We start from the raw sequence: 1,008 nt of genomic DNA, 5'->3' as shown, positions 1-1,008 counted from the left end.
CCCGCCGGGACCGGTGGCGCGGCGCGCGGCTGGGCTGCTGCTGCTCGCCTGGTTGCCCGGCGCGCTCGCGATCGGGCCGTTCTGGCCGGCGCTGCTGCCCGCCCGCCACGCGACGCTGCACGAGGAGCTGATGCTGTTCCGGGAGGCTGGCGGCTACCATATCGGCCGCCAGGCGGGGGAGGCGATGCGCGCCACCCCCGGCTCACGCCCCGTGGTCCTGGCGGTGCCCGAGGGTTGGCTCGGGCTCGAGGACCGCTACCGCCCGAGGCGCCGCGATCCATCGAGATCGTCCGCGATCCGCGCCGCCCGGCGCCCGACTCCCCGCTGCGCCGCCTCCGCGTCCAGGCGCCGGCGGCCCGGCCCGAGCTCACGGTCGAGCCGGGCCGCGTGGCGCTTGGCTGCACCGCGCCCGATGCGGCGATGGGCGGCATCTTCGCCTGCCGGCAACTCGCCTTCGACCACGGCGAGGAGCCGCACCCCGCGCTGGCTGCCCGCCTGCCGGAAGCAGCGCTGGTCCGGCGCCTCTACGCGCCCTGGGGGCGTGCGTCGGATGCCTATCTTCTCGTCGGCCCGGACCTGTTCGGCTCGTGTCGCCTCGAGAACGCGTGCGCGCTGCGCTTCGTGACGGAGGACGGCGTCGAGGCGGTGGTCGAGGTGCCGGAAGCCGCCGCCTCGCGCTGGCGGGAGGCGCGGGCCGAGGCGGCGCGGCTGCTGCGGGACGCGGCGGGGCTGACGCTGAGCGAGGCACCCGTCGCGCCGGGCCGCTGATCCCGACGCGTTCGCACGGTCGGGATTAGCGGGGTTGCGCCGCGCGCGGCCGCCCCGTGCCCCATGCTGTCCGCATACCGGTCGGCCGGCGTTCTACGCGCATGGCGCGTCGTCCCGGGCGGACGAAGCGGGGGCCTTCATCGCCTCGGATGGTGGCGCCATGCCCGGCTGCGCGGCGGCTGGCGCGCGTCGCCCGCGCCCCGCTTCCGCGCCACGCGGCACGCGCCTTGCTGACCCGGC

The 1,008-nt window shown here is 77.9% G+C and carries 1 protein-coding gene; it reads left to right on the top strand.

Going from position 1 to position 1,008, the window contains the following annotated elements; all coding sequences use genetic code 11:
- The first annotated feature begins 387 nt into the window (after positions 1-387).
- Complete coding sequence (locus HW577_RS25555) at positions 388-768, top strand: hypothetical protein (RefSeq protein WP_198378888.1); 381 nt, start codon at positions 388-390, stop codon at positions 766-768.
- Positions 769-1,008: the final 240 nt, after the last annotated feature.

The sequence above is a fragment of the Neoroseomonas rubea genome (assembly GCF_016106015.1).
Lineage (GTDB): Bacteria > Pseudomonadota > Alphaproteobacteria > Acetobacterales > Acetobacteraceae > Neoroseomonas > Neoroseomonas rubea.
Note: the sequence above shows the minus strand (reverse complement) of the source record. Positions and strands in the feature narration are given on the sequence as shown.